The organism is Claveliimonas monacensis (assembly GCF_014982975.1).
GTDB classification, from domain to species: domain Bacteria; phylum Bacillota; class Clostridia; order Lachnospirales; family Lachnospiraceae; genus Claveliimonas; species Claveliimonas monacensis.
The window spans coordinates 180,325-195,911 of sequence record NZ_JADCKL010000002.1 but is presented as its reverse complement, the minus strand read 5'-3'; the positions used below and the strand labels follow the sequence as shown (position 1 = coordinate 195,911).

Annotated in this window: 20 protein-coding genes; 19 read left to right on the top strand and 1 reads right to left on the bottom strand. The window is 54.1% G+C overall.

Features of this window, described 5'->3' with window-relative positions; all coding sequences use genetic code 11:
* Positions 1–96: 96 nt before the first annotated feature.
* The 12 genes from INF30_RS04075 (at position 97) to INF30_RS04020 (ending at position 8,611) form a co-directional block, all read left to right on the top strand.
* On the top strand, positions 97–408 hold the full coding sequence (locus INF30_RS04075; protein WP_076776163.1) for an STAS domain-containing protein: 312 nt from the start codon (positions 97–99) through the stop codon (positions 406–408).
* A gap of 1 nt (position 409) precedes the next feature.
* Positions 410–877 (top strand): anti-sigma F factor, encoded by a 468-nt coding sequence (gene spoIIAB, locus INF30_RS04070; RefSeq protein ID WP_076776165.1) that lies wholly within the window; start codon positions 410–412, stop codon positions 875–877.
* Positions 856–1,569: an RNA polymerase sporulation sigma factor SigF gene (gene sigF / locus INF30_RS04065; protein ID WP_076776168.1), complete on the top strand. Its 714-nt coding sequence runs from the start codon at positions 856–858 to the stop codon at positions 1,567–1,569. The genes spoIIAB and sigF overlap by 22 nt, the downstream gene beginning before the upstream one ends.
* A 79-nt stretch (positions 1,570–1,648) precedes the next feature.
* Complete coding sequence (locus INF30_RS04060; protein WP_076776171.1) at positions 1,649–1,849, top strand: hypothetical protein; 201 nt, start codon at positions 1,649–1,651, stop codon at positions 1,847–1,849.
* Positions 1,819–2,505 (top strand): stage V sporulation protein AA, encoded by a 687-nt coding sequence (locus tag INF30_RS04055; RefSeq protein ID WP_226394316.1) that lies wholly within the window; start codon positions 1,819–1,821, stop codon positions 2,503–2,505. The genes INF30_RS04060 and INF30_RS04055 overlap by 31 nt, the downstream gene beginning before the upstream one ends.
* Positions 2,465–2,887: a stage V sporulation protein AB gene (locus INF30_RS04050; RefSeq protein WP_226394315.1), complete on the top strand. Its 423-nt coding sequence runs from the start codon at positions 2,465–2,467 to the stop codon at positions 2,885–2,887. The genes INF30_RS04055 and INF30_RS04050 overlap by 41 nt, the downstream gene beginning before the upstream one ends.
* 48 nt (positions 2,888–2,935) lie before the next feature.
* Complete coding sequence (locus tag INF30_RS04045) at positions 2,936–3,403, top strand: SpoVA/SpoVAEb family sporulation membrane protein (RefSeq protein ID WP_076776178.1); 468 nt, start codon at positions 2,936–2,938, stop codon at positions 3,401–3,403.
* Positions 3,400–4,434 carry a stage V sporulation protein AD gene (locus INF30_RS04040; RefSeq protein ID WP_226394314.1) on the top strand — a complete coding sequence of 345 codons (1,035 nt, stop codon included), beginning with the start codon at positions 3,400–3,402 and terminating at the stop codon, positions 4,432–4,434. Before INF30_RS04045 ends, INF30_RS04040 begins: the two co-directional genes overlap by 4 nt.
* A gap of 1 nt (position 4,435) precedes the next feature.
* Positions 4,436–4,792 (top strand): stage V sporulation protein AE, encoded by a 357-nt coding sequence (gene spoVAE / locus INF30_RS04035; protein WP_226394313.1) that lies wholly within the window; start codon positions 4,436–4,438, stop codon positions 4,790–4,792.
* Positions 4,793–4,937: 145 nt separating this feature from the next.
* Positions 4,938–5,657, top strand: coding sequence for an ABC transporter ATP-binding protein (locus tag INF30_RS04030; RefSeq protein WP_087174281.1), 720 nt, complete (start codon positions 4,938–4,940; stop codon positions 5,655–5,657).
* The gene (locus tag INF30_RS04025) at positions 5,641–7,182 is read left to right on the top strand and encodes a COG1361 S-layer family protein (RefSeq protein ID WP_226394312.1); all 1,542 of its coding nucleotides are present in this window, start codon (positions 5,641–5,643) and stop codon (positions 7,180–7,182) included. The genes INF30_RS04030 and INF30_RS04025 overlap by 17 nt, the downstream gene beginning before the upstream one ends.
* Positions 7,151–8,611, top strand: coding sequence for an ABC transporter permease (locus INF30_RS04020; protein ID WP_226394311.1), 1,461 nt, complete (start codon positions 7,151–7,153; stop codon positions 8,609–8,611). Before INF30_RS04025 ends, INF30_RS04020 begins: the two co-directional genes overlap by 32 nt.
* Positions 8,612–8,641: 30 nt before the next feature.
* On the opposite strand, the gene INF30_RS04015 is transcribed toward INF30_RS04020, so the two are convergent.
* Complete coding sequence (locus tag INF30_RS04015) at positions 8,642–8,908, bottom strand: hypothetical protein (protein WP_087174284.1); 267 nt, start codon at positions 8,906–8,908, stop codon at positions 8,642–8,644.
* A gap of 632 nt (positions 8,909–9,540) precedes the next feature.
* On the opposite strand from INF30_RS04015, the gene INF30_RS04010 reads away from it, so the two are divergent.
* From INF30_RS04010 to pstB, 7 genes are all read left to right on the top strand, one after another.
* Entirely contained in the window at positions 9,541–10,065 is a 525-nt protein-coding gene (locus INF30_RS04010; protein WP_076776188.1) for a cob(I)yrinic acid a,c-diamide adenosyltransferase, read from the top strand.
* A 164-nt stretch (positions 10,066–10,229) separates the two neighbouring features.
* Positions 10,230–10,880 carry a GTP pyrophosphokinase gene (locus tag INF30_RS04005; protein WP_076776190.1) on the top strand — a complete coding sequence of 217 codons (651 nt, stop codon included), beginning with the start codon at positions 10,230–10,232 and terminating at the stop codon, positions 10,878–10,880.
* A complete protein-coding gene (locus tag INF30_RS04000; RefSeq protein WP_330601235.1) occupies positions 10,850–11,866 on the top strand; it encodes a YitT family protein in 1,017 nt (338 codons plus the stop codon). Before INF30_RS04005 ends, INF30_RS04000 begins: the two co-directional genes overlap by 31 nt.
* Positions 11,867–12,126: 260 nt before the next feature.
* A complete protein-coding gene (locus INF30_RS03995; protein WP_076776192.1) occupies positions 12,127–13,041 on the top strand; it encodes a substrate-binding domain-containing protein in 915 nt (304 codons plus the stop codon).
* A gap of 32 nt (positions 13,042–13,073) precedes the next feature.
* Entirely contained in the window at positions 13,074–13,967 is an 894-nt protein-coding gene (gene pstC / locus INF30_RS03990; RefSeq protein WP_076776194.1) for a phosphate ABC transporter permease subunit PstC, read from the top strand.
* Positions 13,960–14,820, top strand: a complete 861-nt coding sequence (pstA, locus tag INF30_RS03985) for a phosphate ABC transporter permease PstA (RefSeq protein WP_033125695.1) — start codon at positions 13,960–13,962, stop codon at positions 14,818–14,820. The genes pstC and pstA overlap by 8 nt, the downstream gene beginning before the upstream one ends.
* A gap of 14 nt (positions 14,821–14,834) precedes the next feature.
* Positions 14,835–15,584 (top strand): phosphate ABC transporter ATP-binding protein PstB, encoded by a 750-nt coding sequence (gene pstB, locus INF30_RS03980; RefSeq protein ID WP_226394310.1) that lies wholly within the window; start codon positions 14,835–14,837, stop codon positions 15,582–15,584.
* The last annotated feature ends 3 nt before the right edge of the window (positions 15,585–15,587 follow it).

The following is a 15,587-nucleotide window of genomic DNA, read 5'->3' as shown; positions in this document are numbered from 1 at the left end:
ATCCTTCTCTTTTTTTCTACAGGAAAGGCCGGGCCTTCCTGCAGGATAGAGGCCCTCCTACGGGCCGGAAAAAAGAAAAGGATGGAGGAATTGCAATTGAAGTATCAGGTACAGGAGAATTGTCTCACCATTTTTCTGCCGGAAGATGTGGATCATCACAATGCGGAAGAGATCAAGAGGGAGGCGGACAGACTCATCGACAGAGAGCACATCCGATATATTATTTTTGATTTTGCGGACACCGGTTTTATGGACAGCTCCGGCATAGGAGTCATCATGGGACGGTACAAAAAGGTATATATGATGGGAGGCGAAGTGTGGGCGGTCCACACGAATGAGAGGATGAGAAAGATCCTGACCATGTCCGGCGTTATGAAGATTATGCAGATCTATGAGGAGGATAAATAAGATGGAGCGTATAGGGGATGTGACAAATGAAATGGAACTTTATTTTGACAGCCACTCGTCCAACGAGGCTTTTGCCAGAGTGACGGTGGCAGCCTTTATGACCCAGCTGAACCCCACGGTGGAGGAGGTGTCGGATGTGAAGACAGCCGTGTCGGAGGCGGTCACCAACGCCATCATACACGGCTATGAGAACACACTCCACAAAGTACATATCAGGGCCTGGATCCAAGGGAAGAGCCTGTTTCTGGAAGTGGCTGACAAGGGCGTGGGGATCCCGGATGTGAAGAAAGCCATGGAGCCTCTCTTCACCACAAAGCCGGAGATGGAGCGGTCCGGCATGGGATTTTCCTTTATGGAGGCTTTTATGGATGAGCTGGAAGTGGAGTCGGAGCCTGGGAAAGGCACCACAGTGAAAATGAGAAAGGAGATCGGCAGAGGAAGGGAGCTATGGACCACACAATCGCTTTGATACAGAAGTCTCACGAAGGGGATGAAGAGGCGAAAGCACAGATTGTGGAGGAAAATACAGGACTGATATGGTGCATTGTAAAACGCTTCCGGGGGAGGGGAGCGGAGGTGGAGGATCTGTTCCAGATCGGCAGCATCGGCCTTCTGAAAGCCATCGACAAGTTTGACCTGTCCTATGACGTGAAGTTTTCCACCTACGCAGTGCCCATGATATCCGGGGAGATCAAGCGGTTCCTGCGGGATGACGGCATGATCAAGGTGAGCCGGTCCCTGAAAGAGACCGCCTACAAAGCCAGTCTCTGCAGGGAAAAATTGCGGGAGCGCACAGGGAAGGAGCCAACGGTAGAGGAGGTGGCCCGGGAGGCCGGGGTGGAGACAGAGGAGCTGGTGCTTGCCATGGAGGCGGGAGCGGAGGTAGAGTCCCTCCACAAGACGATCTATCAGAAAGACGGGCGTGAGATCCAGCTCCTGGACAAACTGGAAGAAAGGGAGGAAAGAGAAGAGAAGCTTCTGGACCACATGCTCCTCTCCCAGCTTCTGGAGCAGCTGGAACCCCTGGAGAGAAGGATTATCTATCTGCGGTATTTTGCAGACAAAACTCAGTCGGAGGTGGGAAAGATGATGGGGATCTCCCAGGTGCAGGTCTCCAGGATGGAGAAAAAAATACTGGGAAGAATGCGAGAAAAAATCTGAAAAAGGCATACCCTGACGTATATTTTTCCGGGGGCATATCCATACTATTTCCAGAGACGGCAGCAAAGGAGGAATGGATATGGAGAAAGCAAGGAAAAAGATAAGGGTATGCCTTCTCTGTGTGGTGGCTCTGGCCGTGATCCTGGGGGCTGTCTGGTATTTCCAGGAAATGAAGAAAAATACGAGTGTGACAGAAGGAACTTTGGTGGAGGCGGAAGACGCCCTGCCGGGTACAGATGGAGAGAAACTATGGCGGACAGGACAGATACAGTCTATATAAAGGCAGACGGCAACGTAGAGGTAGACAAACCGTCTGTGACCGTGGGGGATGTATTTCAGATAGAGTGCGCCGGTGCCCTTCAGAAGGCGAAGATCAAGACTATACGCCTTTTCCGGTTCCGGGATGGGGAGAGTCCGGCCGGGAACAAGAAGATCATGCGAAGAGCCCTCTCAGTCCTTAGGGCAGTGGAGGCCATACACGGGGAATTCCCAAAGGCTGAAGTGGTCAGCCTGGGAAGTCCGGATGTGATTGTCACCTACAGGGAGCCCCGGTCAGGAGGAAAGTTACTGCACTATGTGAAGACGGCGGGGGTGGCTGTCCTGACATTTGCGGGGGCAGCCTTCTCCATTATGGCTTTTAACAATGATGTGGATGTCACAAGGCTTTTCAGCCAGGTCTATGAGCTGGTCACGGGGACAAAAGAGCAGGGATTTACGATCCTGGAGCTGAGTTACAGTATCGGACTTGTGGCAGGCATACTGATCTTTTTCAATCATTTCGGGAAGAAGCGTTTTTCTGAGGACCCCACGCCTATCGAGGTGCAGATGCGGACCTATGAGGCTGAGATACAAAACGCGCTGATCGAGACGTATTCCAGAAAGGGGAAAGAGATAGATGTGGATACAGCAGATCGTTCTGGGAATTCTGGGACTTAGCGCCGGGATCATTGTGGCGGGAGGACTGTTTTCCTTCATTATTGAGCTGGGAATCCTGGCTGATTTTGCGGACAGGACTCACACAGGGGATCATGTCCTTCTCTACGAGGATGCGGCGGCCCTGGGCGGCGCAGTGGGGAACCTGGTCTTCATCTACCAGATCCCGCTGCCAGGAGGAGGACAGCTGCTGGCAGTTTTTGGACTGCTTGCCGGGATCTTTACAGGATGCTGGGCTATGGCTCTGGCGGAGGTGCTGAATGTATTCCCGGTCTTTATCCGAAGGATCAATCTGGCAAAGTGCGTCTCCTGGGCGATCCTGGGCATGGCTATCGGGAAAGGCCTGGGGGCGTTTGTGTTCTTCTGGAACCAGTGGGGGAGTTAGTTTCTGCCGGGAGAAGCGGCGGGAAAAGACAGGCAGGAGGAGATTGACATGGGAAATAAAACAGAAAAAGATGTACAGGCATACCGGGACTACGTGAAAACAAAGACACCTGTCCACGGTCTGCCTTTGAATATGGTTAAGGCATTCCTTACAGGGGGCGCCATCTGCACCCTGGGGGAATTTATTTTAAATTATGCGGAGAAGATGGGACTTGACAAAGATACAAGTGCCAGCTGGTGCTGTATCCTGCTGATCTTTTTGAGCGTTCTTTTGACAGGAGTCAATCTGTACGGCAGGATCGCCAAGTGGGGCGGCGCGGGGGCCCTTGTCCCCATCACAGGATTTGCCAATTCTGTGGCAGCGCCTGCCATTGAATACAAGAAAGAAGGGCAGGTCATGGGGATCGGCTGCAAGATCTTCACCATTGCCGGCCCGGTGATCCTGTACGGGATCTTTACCAGCTCCCTTCTGGGACTTTTGTGGTGGATCGCGAAAGAAATGGGGGTGATCCGATGATCCAGAAGACAATGGGAGCGCAGAGCCTTGCGTTCACCGAGGCGCCCTGCATTATAAGCAGCGCTTCCGTGGTGGGGAAAAAGGAGAGCGAGGGCCCGCTGGGAGATCTGTTTGACATGGCCGGGGAGGATGATCTCTTCGGGGAGAAGACCTGGGAGGAGGCGGAGAGCCGCATCCAGAAGGAGGCCTGTGTGCTGGCCCTGGGAAAGGCCCATGTGGGACCGGACCAGGTGCGCTATCTGTACGGGGGAGATCTTCTCCGCCAGGGGATCGCTACATCCATGGGAGCGGAGGAGCTTCAGATTCCCATGTTCGGCCTGTTTGGCGCCTGCTCCACCTCCGGGGAGGCGCTGGCCCTGGCCTCCATGAGCGCCGCGGCCGGGTATGGGGAGTACATGCTGGCGGTCACATCCAGCCATTTTGGGACGGCGGAGAAAGAATTCCGGTTTCCCTTAAGCTATGCCAGCCAGCGCCCCCTCTCAGCCCAATGGACCGTAACAGGAAGTGCGGCCTTTCTTGTGAGCAGCCGGCCCGGACCTGTGCGGATCGCCGGTGTGACGGTGGGGAAGATTGTGGATTTTGGACTCAAGGACTCCCAGAATATGGGAGCCTGCATGGCTCCTGCGGCGGCGGACACGATAGCCCGCAACCTGGAAGACTTTGGCCGGGAGGCGCAGGAGTACGACCGGATCATTACCGGGGACCTGGGATATGTGGGGCAGAGCATCCTGCTGGACCTCATGCGGGAGCGGGGGATCGACATCAGCGGTCTTCACCTGGACTGCGGGAAACTGATCTTTGACCAGCAGACCCAGGACACCCACGCGGGAGGGAGCGGCTGCGGCTGTGCGGCCGTGACCCTGGCCTCCTACATCCTGCCCAAGATCATTTCCGGGGAGTGGAGGCGGGTTCTGTTTGTCCCCACCGGGGCTCTCATGTCCACGGTCAGCTACAACGAGGGAGCCAGCGTCCCGGGAATCGCCCACGGCATTGTGCTGGAACAGTGCCCGGACTGGAAGGAGGAAGATTAGGATGGAATATATCAATGCATTCTGGGTGGGAGGCGCCATCTGCGCTCTCGTTCAGATCCTGCTGGACCGCACAAAACTCATGCCTGGGAGAGTCATGGTCCTTCTGGTGTGCACCGGCGCGGTGCTGGGATTCCTGGGGATCTACCAGCCCTTCGCAGAGTTCGCCGGGGGAGGGGCCTCTGTCCCTCTGCTTGGCTTTGGGAACACTCTGTGGAACGGGGTGAAGGAGGCGGTAGAAGAGGAGGGATTTATCGGCATTTTCCTGGGAGGCTTCAAAGCCAGCGCCGCCGGCATCTCGGCCGCCCTCATCTTCGGATACATGGCCTCCCTCGTGTTTGAGCCGAAGATGAAGAAATGATTGAAAATGATATTCATTTATCTTCATAAAATCTTAAATAAATTGCCAGCAAAGCCTTAGGATTTATATGATACCCTCACTTTGTCGTGCACTCATCTCTGACCGGGATATGGGAGGACGAACAAAGATAAAAGGAGGGTTGAACGTGCAGAGCGTGATACAAGTAAAAAACCTGTACAAGCTGTACTACCTGGGCGAGGAGACGGTGCGGGCCCTGGACGGCGTGGATTTTGAGATCAAAAAGGGCGAGTTCTGTGCCATTGTAGGTACATCCGGGTCGGGGAAGTCCACGCTCCTGAATATGCTGGCGGGTCTTGAAAAGCCCACAAAAGGGGAGGTGGTCATCAGCGGACACCATCTGGAGCGGATGAACGAGGAGCAGCTTGTCAGCTTCCGCAGGCGCCGGGTGGGCTTTATCTTCCAGGCCTACCAGCTCATCGCTTCCATGGACGCGGAGGAAAATGTGGCGCTTCCCCTGAACTTCCGGGGTGTGAAGAGAAGCGAGAGGACAGCGAAGGCCCGCCTGATGCTGGAGAGGGTCAAGCTTGGAAAATACAGAAAGCATTTCCCCAATCAGATGTCGGGGGGACAGCAGCAGAGAGTGGGCGTGGCCCGGGCTCTCGTGTCAGATCCGGAGATCATCTTTGCGGACGAGCCTACGGGAAACCTGGACTCCCGCACGTCCAGGGAGATCATGGCCCTGATGCAGAAGGTGGTAAAGGAGCAGGGCTGCACCCTCGTAATGGTCACCCACGACCCCCAGCTTGCGTCCTGGGCGGATCGGATCATCAAAGTCATTGACGGGAAGATAGTGAGTATTGAAGTAAAGAAAAAGGAGAGTACAGAAGATGAAGAAATGGTTTAAGAGGATCACAGCGGGAGCTGTGGCAGCAGTTGTGTTTGGGATGGCGCTGATGCCCCAGGGAGAGTCCAGGGCTGCGGCCGCCAGGATACAGGTATCTGTTCCGGAGAACAGGGTTCCCGCGTACGAGCAGGGAGAGACAAAGACCTTTGTCCTGGAGGTGAAGAACAACGGACCGGATGAGCTGAAAAACATAAAAGCAGTGCCCAGGCTGGAGGGCGAGGAAGGACAGTGGCCCTTTGCGACAGATTACCAGAGCTATGAGGAGGGAAAAGAAAGCATGGCCCCGGGGGAGACATGGCAGGCCTCCTTCGGATTTACAGCCAGAGGGGATGCCGCTCCGGGGCGGTATAGGGTGGTCTTCGACGTGTCCGCCACAGGGTCCGGTGGGGAGGACATCGGCGGCAGCAGCTCCTTCTACGTAAATGTTACTGCAAACGAGAGCGGGAAGGAGCCTGACGGTTCAAAGCCTCAGGGAGGCGCCGGGGAGTCCTGGCAGGGAGCCGGCGGCGCTCAGGACGGCCCTGCGGGCTGGACGGCGGCCAGAGAGGTACAGACAGAGGGCGGCTCCATGGCGGCCCTGGCAGGGAGCTTTGAGAACGGCCCTGTGACAGGCGGCGGGCAGGCTTCGTCAGGCACGGTGCCCCGGGTGATCGTCACCGGATTTGACACAGACCCGGGAGAGGTAAAAGCTGGGACTGACTTTAAGCTGACGATCCATCTGAAAAACACGTCCAAAGCCTCCAGGGTAAGCAATCTGCTCTTTGAGCTGGCAGCGCCCACGGAAGGGCGGGATGAGCAGACCACGGCGCCGGCCTTCCTGCCTGCGTCAGGTGCCAGCTCCCTCTATCTGGACCAGATCGGGGCAGGAGGAACGGCGGATATTTCCATACAGCTGAACGCCAAGGCCGACCTGGTGCAGAAGCCCTACAGCATAAACCTTGCGATGAAATATGAGGACCAGAACGCAGCTCAGATCGAAGCCCAGTCCAGCATTTCCATCCCGGTCAGACAGGAGGCGAGGTTCGAGTTCAGTGATTTTGAGGTGACGCCGACGGTCATCAGTCCCGGCGAGGAGTCCAACGTATCCTGCAGCCTCTACAACATGGGGCGGGTGAAGCTCTATAATGTAAAGGTATTGTTTGAAGGGAAGGGCATCAAGAAGGAGGAGCTCTTTGTGGGCAGTGTGGAGCCGGGGGCAAGCGCTGCCATAGACGCCATGCTGGAGGGCGAGAAGAAGACAAAGGGCCCGGAGAAGGTAAAGATGACTGTAACCTATGAGGACGAGGCGGGCAAGATATCGAAAGCGGAAAAGGAGCTGCAGCTGGAGGTCGCGGAGGCCGTGGAGACCACAGAGTGGGAGGAAGCGGATATGAAGCCGGCCCCCTCTTTCCCCTTCGTGCCCGTGGCGGCAGCGGTCCTTGCAGCCGCAGCCGGAACGACGGCGGCAGTGATATGGAAGAGAAAGAAGAGGGCAGCGGAAGAGGAGGTGCTGTATGAGCTGGATGGACCTTCTGAGGATGAGTAGCAGCAGTCTGCTGAAGAGAAAGCTCCGGACCTTCCTGACAGTGCTGGGAGTCATCATCGGCACCACCTCTATTGTGGTCATGTTCTCTCTCGGGCTGGGCATGCAGAAAGCGATGTACCGGCAGATCGAGGAGACAGGGGGACTGAACACGATCACTGTCACCGGGAAGGAAGCCGGGCCGGGCTCCCCGGAGGGGAGCGCGGGCGGCAAGAAAGGACAGGAGCGTAAGCAGGTGACAGACCAGCTTGTGTCCCAGCTCGCGGGGATTGAGCATGTAAAAAGCGTGCAGCCGGTCTATACCGTGTCAGCTGTTCTGCTGAAGGGCGGATATGAGGCGACAGTCCAGCTCACCGGCATGACGCCGGAGGGGCTGGAGAGCAGGAACATAAAGCTGGCCCCCGGCGGGCGCCTGCCGGAGAGCGGCAGGGGGAAGCTGGAGCTTGTCTACGGAAACGGTGTCCTCTCCTCCTTTGCGGACAGCAGGGGCGGCGGGACCTATGACGAATACGCACGGCTGCCGGATATAGATCTGGCACATGACACCCTGTTCCTCGTCCTGGACGAGAGCGGCTACAGCCAGAGCCGGGAAGGTGGTATGTCCCCGGCCGGCTTCTCCGGTGAGACTGCGTCCGGAGCCGCATCGCCGGCTCCTGGGAGCAGCTCCGGGGAGAGCGGCGCTGCCACGGGAACCGGGAAGTCTGTGCGAAAATATGCGGTGCAGGCAAGCGGAGTGGTAGCGGGCGGTCAGGAGGATTACGGCGAACATTTCTCCAGTGTGTACTGTGACCTGGACACGCTGAAGCAGGCGCTGAAAAAGGAATTTGCAGGCCGTGCCCTGCCGGGACAGCCGGTCACAAAGTCCGGAAAGCCCTACAGGGAGTTCTGCTACAGCCAGGCTCTCGTGCGGGTGGACGATATCCACCAGGCGGACAGCGTGGCGGCGGCCATCCGCCAGATGGGATACAACGCGGAGACAAACGCTGAGTTCATGAAGAGCATGAAAAGCCAGCTTGCGATCATCCAGGCAGTGCTGGGAGGGATCGGCGCGGTCTCTCTTCTGGTGGCGGCTATCGGCATCGCCAACACCATGATGATGTCCATCTACGAGAGGACAAAGGAGATCGGCGTTATCAAGGTGCTGGGCTGCAGCCTGAAAAATATCCGCCAGATGTTTCTTCTGGAGGCGGCCTTCATCGGGCTGATGGGAGGCGCGGCGGGCTGCGTGCTGAGCTTTGCGGTGTCCACTGTCATCAATGCCCTGACAGCCACAAAGAACATCATGGGTGTGGGAGGAGGGATATCCTTCATTCCTCCCTGGCTGGTCCTGGCGGCAGTGGGATTTTCCATGCTGGTGGGGATGGGCGCGGGATATATCCCCGCCCTGCGGGCCATGAGGCTGAGCCCTCTTGCGGCCATACAGAACGGGTGAGACTAAAAAGAAGACTGGTCCCTCTTGGGATCAGTCTTCTTCTATTACCTGGATCTCCAGATAGTCAAAATCGATGGAGTCCACGAAATTATCCTGATAAAACCGGGTCTTGCTGTGTCTCTTGAACTCAGTGACAGTGGAGTCCAGCCAGATGGGCTTGCTGAGGTCAAAGTCATAGCATATCTCATCCAGCGCCCGGAAGATCTTGTGGGTGCGTGTGTCGTCGCCGCCATCGCAGACTACCGTATCTCTCACCATCCGCCCCCCTTTAAATTCTTTTGCCCATAAACGAAACATGTGTGCCATCCTTTCTGAGGTGTTTGTCTAACCATTATAGCACCGGGATGGGACAAAAGGAAGAGGCAGCCGCTTCCGGCTGCCTCAGAAAAAAGGAAATAAGAGAAAAAAGGTAAATCTATCTAAATATAACTTAATGTCTTTAGGCGAAGCTGTCGGAAATCCAAGAACCGATATCTGTGTACCCCCGTCAGCTTCATTTATCTGATGGTTTTAGTATATAGGGGAAATATGTCCAATCTGTGACACTCATCTAAAGAAAAAATGAAGATATGATTATTAAGTTCTAAAAAATGTGAAGAAAATCTAAAACGGGAATATCCGGCTGTGGCACTTGCAAATTTCCCGGGGATAGTGTATCTATTAAAGATAGGAAAGAGGTGTGATAAACATGAAAAAGCTTTTGATCGTGGTGGATATGCAGAGGGATTTTGTGGACGGGAGTCTGGGAGATCATCGATGAGCTGTGCGGGGGTCACACCTGCCAGCCACGAGGCGGCTCTTCAGACCATGGGCATGTGCCAGGTGGAGATCGTGTCTTGACTTCGGGGGCGATAGATTTTAAAATAGCTTACAGAGTGTCTGGAAGAGAAGATAAGGGAATACATATGAAGCAGCAAGGGGGTATAGGAATGAAAGGTACCGGACTGATACACATTTATTACGGAGATGGAAAAGGGAAGACGACAGCGGCTATGGGCCAGGCAATCCGGGCGGCGGGCAGCGGGCTGAAGGTCCTTGTCTTCCAGTTTATGAAAAATAATACTTCAAACGAGAGAAAGATCCTGGAGCAGATTCCCAATGTGACCTGTCTGCCGGGAAAACGCCACGTGAAGTTCTACAACCAGATGAACAGGGAAGAGAAGGCGGAATACAGACATTACAACACAAAGGCACTGGATGAGATCGCTAAATTCTGCATCAATTTTGACGTGCTGATCCTGGACGAGGCAGTCTGTGCGGCGGACCTGGGGCTCCTGAGCGAAGAGAAGCTGATCCACTTCCTGCAGCACAAGCCCAGGGGGCTGGAGGTTGTCATGACAGGACATCACGTGTCGGACGAGCTGATGCAGATGGCCAATTACGCCACAGAGATGCGGAAGGTGAAGCACCCCTACGATGAGGGGAGGAGCGCCAGGGAGGGGATAGAATTTTAAGCCGTCTCCCTGTATGGAGCGAATATAACTACTTTCTTAAATAAGTTTGAAGTCTATGACATTGTTTCCGGATTGTGATATACTATTATGTAAGCAGTCTGCTGCAGGAGATAAAAAGGATATACATACAGCCTGCGGCATAGTAAGGAGTACAGATAGCAGCTATGGAAACACCACTTAAGATTTATGAGGATGTAGACAGCTGGAAGACGATCATGTTCCTCTATTCTTCAGCGCTGAAGGAGGTAGGGACAAAGCTGGAGATCCTCAATGATGAATTCCAGCATGTCCATCAATACAATCCCATCGAACATATCAAGACCAGGATCAAGACAGCGGAGAGCATTGTCAAGAAGCTGAAAAGGTACGGATACGAGACATCCATTGAGAATATGGTAAAGTATGTCAATGACATCGCGGGGGTCCGCCTGATCTGCTCATTTACGTCAGACATCTACAAGCTGGCTGAGATGATCGGCAATCAGAGCGACCTGAAGGTGCTCTCCATCAAGGACTACATCAAAAATCCAAAGCCCAGCGGGTACAAGAGCTACCACATGCTGGTGTCCGTCCCCATCTTCCTCTCGGACAGCGTGGTGGACACGAAGGTGGAGATCCAGATCCGGACCATCGCGATGGATTTCTGGGCCAGTCTTGAGCACAAGATTTATTATAAATTCGAGGGAAACGCGCCGGAATATATCAGCCGCGATCTCCGGGAATGTGCGGAGATGGTCTCCACACTGGACGAGAAGATGCTGTCGCTGAACGAGGCGATACAGGCGTGTCTGGAAGAACAGCAGTCAGGGACTTAAGCAGAAGCTTAGGTCCTTTTTCTAAAGCGGGAGGAAGCGTGCGGGGGGATGACCGCACGGCGGACGAGTATGAAGATACAGGAGGAAAAAAGGGAATGAGAGAGAAAATGACAGACGCAAAAAAAAGAGAGGCCGTGATCCAGGTGGTGTATGCGGTGGGAGGCAGTTTTCTGTTCGCCTTCGGCGTCAACGTGCTGATCACGCCCCTGGGACTCTACAACGGGGGCTTCATGGGTATCGCCCAGTTGATCCGGACCTTCATTGTCCAGGTGATACACGTACCGGTGCCGGCGGGGGTGGACCTGTCTGGTATCATCTACTTTATCATGAACATCCCCCTCTTTTACATGGGCTACCGGGTCCTGGGGAAGGGCTTTGCGGTGAAGACGCTGGTGACCGTAGGCATCCAGAGTGTGTTCCTGACCATCGTGCCCATTCCGGCAGCCCCCCTGGTAGACGATTACCTCACCTCCTGCATCATCGGCGGCATCGTGGCGGGTACCGGTACCGGCCTGATCCTCAGGGGGCGCAGCTCCGGCGGCGGACAGGACATCATCGGCCTGTGCTGCACAAAGAAATACCCCGGCTTTAGTGTGGGCAGGGTCAATATCATGATGAACGTGCTCGTCTACGCGATCTGTCTGTTCATGTTCAACATAGAGATCGTCATCTACTCGCTCATCTACACGACCATCCTGTCTATTGCCATTGACCGTGTCCATGTGCAGAATATTAACATGAGCGTTATGATCTTTACAAAAAAGACGGGCATTTCCCGGGCCATCATGGAACAGCTCGGCCGGGGCGTCACCAACTGGGACGGGGAGGGTGCCTACACAAACAAGACCTCCTACATCCTGTTTGTCATGATATCCAAATATGAGATGGGGCAGATCAAGCAGATCGTGCACAGTATCGACCCCCATGCCTTCATGATATTTACAGAGGGATGCGCGGTGGATGGAAACTTTGAGAAGAGACTCTGACCTGTCGGGGATGCCGGGCATCTAAAACAGATGAAAATGTGTAATTTGCAGAAAAATGGATATCCTTTCCATATGGGGACACCAGGTGTGCCCTATGTGGGAAGGGTATTTTTTTGGCAGTAAGATTTCTACAAGTCTTCAGGATTTTACGTAGATTTAACATTCGGGTGATTTCAGATTTAACATTGCTCTTATAAGATAGCTACTGTCAAGAAAATACATAACAAAATTTCGCAGGAAAACAAAAGGAGATCAAAACCATGAAAATGAAAAAGTTTATGGCAGTATTGGCAGTAGCAGGAATGATGACAGGCATGCTCGCAGGATGCGGCAGCTCATCTGATGACACATCCTCAGACAGCGGCAGCACAGACACAGCAAGTGAGTGGGATGCCTCCAACGATATCACCATCGTATCCCGTGAGGACGGGTCCGGTACAAGAGGCGCCTTCACAGAGCTGTTCGGCGTTGTTGAGGAGGTAGACGGCGAGGATGTTGACATGACAACAGCAGACGCTCAGATCACAAACAACACCTCCGTTATGATGACAACAGTTGCTGAGAACGAGTACGCGATCGGATACATCTCTCTTGGCTCTCTGGACGACAGCGTAAAGGCTCTCTCCATTGACGGAGCAGAGGCCACAGCAGAGAACATCGAGAACGGATCCTACAAGGTATCCAGACCTTTTAATGTAGCAGTAAAGCCTGACAGCACAAACGAGGTTGCCGCAGACTTCATGAGCTTCATCATGAGCACAGAGGGACAGCAGGTTGTATCTGACGAGGGTTACATCCCGGTGGCAGACGTTGAGGCATATGCAGGAACAGCGCCGGCAGGCGACTGTGTAGTAGGTGGTTCCTCTTCTGTATCTCCTCTGATGGAGAAGCTGGTAGAGGCTTACAAAGAAGTGAACCCCAACGCTAACATCGAGCTCCAGACATCTGACTCCACAACAGGTATGACATCCACTATCGAGGGAAGCTACGACATCGGTATGGCATCCAGAGAGCTGAAGGAGGATGAGGCTGCTGAGCTTACACCGACCGTGATCGCTACAGACGGTATTGCAGTCATCGTAAACAACAACAACCCGACAGACGAGATGACATCTGACCAGGTAAAACAGATCTACACAGGCGAAGTATTCTCCTGGGATGAGATTGCTGAGTAATCCTACTATAAGATAAGAGGAAAAAGTAAAAAATGAAATCTAAAGCATGGACTGAAAAATTCATGCAGGGAGTGTTCTTAGTTGCCGCCTGCGCTTCGGTGCTGGCGGTAGCACTCATTTGTATCTTTCTTTTTGCAAATGGTATCCCTGCAATTGGTGAAATCGGATTTGTAAAGTTTATTACGGGTGATATCTGGCGCCCGAACAATGAGCTGTTCGGCATCTTCCCGATGATCATCGGAAGTCTCTATGTGACAGCGGGGGCCATCATCTTCGGTGTGCCCATCGGTATACTCACCTCTGTCTTCATGGCTATGTACTGTCCGAAGCAGATCTATAAACCGCTGAAGGCTGCCACGGAGCTGCTGGCAGGCATCCCGTCCGTTGTGTACGGCTTCTTCGGCCTGGTGGTTGTTGTGCCGCTCATCCGCGAGTTCGGACGGACATTAAAGAGCCTGGGACTGGTGGACCGTGCGGGAGACGGAAACAGCATCCTGACTACCTCCCTTATCCTCGGCATGATGATCCTCCCGACCATCATCGGCACAACAGAGAGCGCCATGAGAGCGGTGCCCGCCCACTACTATGAGGGCTCTCTCGCTCTGGGAGCGACAAAGGAGAGAAGTATCTTCCGGGTCATCATCCCGGCGGCAAAATCAGGTGTGATCGCAGGCATTGTCCTGGGCATCGGCCGGGCTATCGGCGAGACCATGGCGGTCATCATGATCGTGGGCAACCAGCCCCGTCTGACAGCCAGCATCCTCCAGGGTATCCGTACCCTGACAGGAAACATCGTCCTGGAGATGGGCTATGCTACAGGGCTGCACAGAGAAGCGCTGATCGCTACAGGCGTTGTGCTCTTTGTGTTCATCCTGATCATCAACTTCAGCGTGGCATTACTTAAGAGGGGGGCGGACCATGAGTAACAAAATGACAATAAAAGATAAGTTCAATACCTATCTGAAGCATCCGGGCTCCTTCGTGGTATTCCTTCTTGTTATGCTCGCGGCGGTCATTACCTTTGCGGTGCTGATCTTCCTGATCGTATACATCCTTGTAAACGGGCTGCCCCACATCACCCCGTCCCTGTTCTCGCTGGAATATTCCTCTGAGAACGCGTCGGTAGTGCCGGCCCTCATCAACACAGTGATCATGACGCTGCTCTCCCTGATCATTGCCATCCCCTTTGGTATCTTTTCCGCTATCTTCCTTGTGGAATATGCCGGCAAGGGCAACAAGTTCGTGGAGGTCATACGTCTTACAACAGAAACACTTTCCGGTATTCCCTCCATCGTGTACGGCCTGTTTGGTATGCTCTTCTTCGTAAACACGCTGGGGTGGGGCTTCTCACTCCTGGCCGGTGCGTTTACACTGTCCATCATGATCCTTCCGCTTATCATGAGGACCACGGAGGAGGCGTTAAAGGCAGTTCCGGACTCCTACCGTGAGGGAAGCTTCGGGCTGGGGGCAGGTAAGCTGCGGACCGTGTTCCGCATCGTGCTTCCGTCTGCTATTCCCGGTATCCTGGCAGGTATCATCCTGGCCATCGGACGTATCGTAGGCGAGACAGCCGCTCTGATCTACACTGCCGGTACAGTGGCACAGGTGCCCACCAGCGTGTTCGGTTCCGGACGTACACTGGCTGTGCACATGTACAATCTGTCCAGTGAAGGTCTCTACATGGACCAGGCGTACGCGACGGCAGTCATCCTGCTCGTCCTCGTTGTAGGCATCAACGCGCTGTCAAGCGTGATCGCAAGAAAACTGACTAAAGCATAGGAAAGGTAAAGGAAATGTCGAAGATAAGTATTAAGAACCTTGACTTGTACTACAGTGACTTCAAGGCTCTGAAAAATGTAAATCTTGAAATAGAAGCCAATAAGATTACCGCTTTTATCGGACCTTCCGGATGCGGGAAATCTACCCTGTTAAAATCTATCAACCGCATGAACGACCTGGTGGAGGGCTGCCGGATCGAAGGGAGCATCGAGCTGGACGGACAGAACATCTTCAAAGGGATGGATGTCAATCTGCTGAGAAAGCGTGTGGGAATGGTGTTCCAGAAGCCCAATCCCTTCCCCATGAGCATTTACGACAACATCGCCTACGGTCCCAGGACCCACGGCGTGCACTCCAAGTCAAAGCTGGATGACATCGTGGAGAAATCCCTGCGGAACGCAGCAATCTGGGATGAGTGCAAGGACCGTCTCAAGACCAGCGCCCTTGGCATGTCCGGCGGACAGCAGCAGAGGCTGTGTATCGCCAGAGCCCTGGCTGTGGAGCCTGAGGTGCTCCTCATGGATGAGCCCACATCCGCCCTGGACCCCATCTCCACCTCCAAGATCGAAGACCTTGCGATGGAGCTGAAAAAGGACTATACTATTGTCATGGTCACACACAACATGCAGCAGGCCGTGCGTGTGTCTGACAATACAGCATTTTTCCTGCTGGGTGAGGTCGTTGAGTACAATGATACAGAGAAACTGTTCTCCATCCCCTCAGACAAGAGAACAGAAGATTATATCACAGGGAGGTTTGGTTAGGAT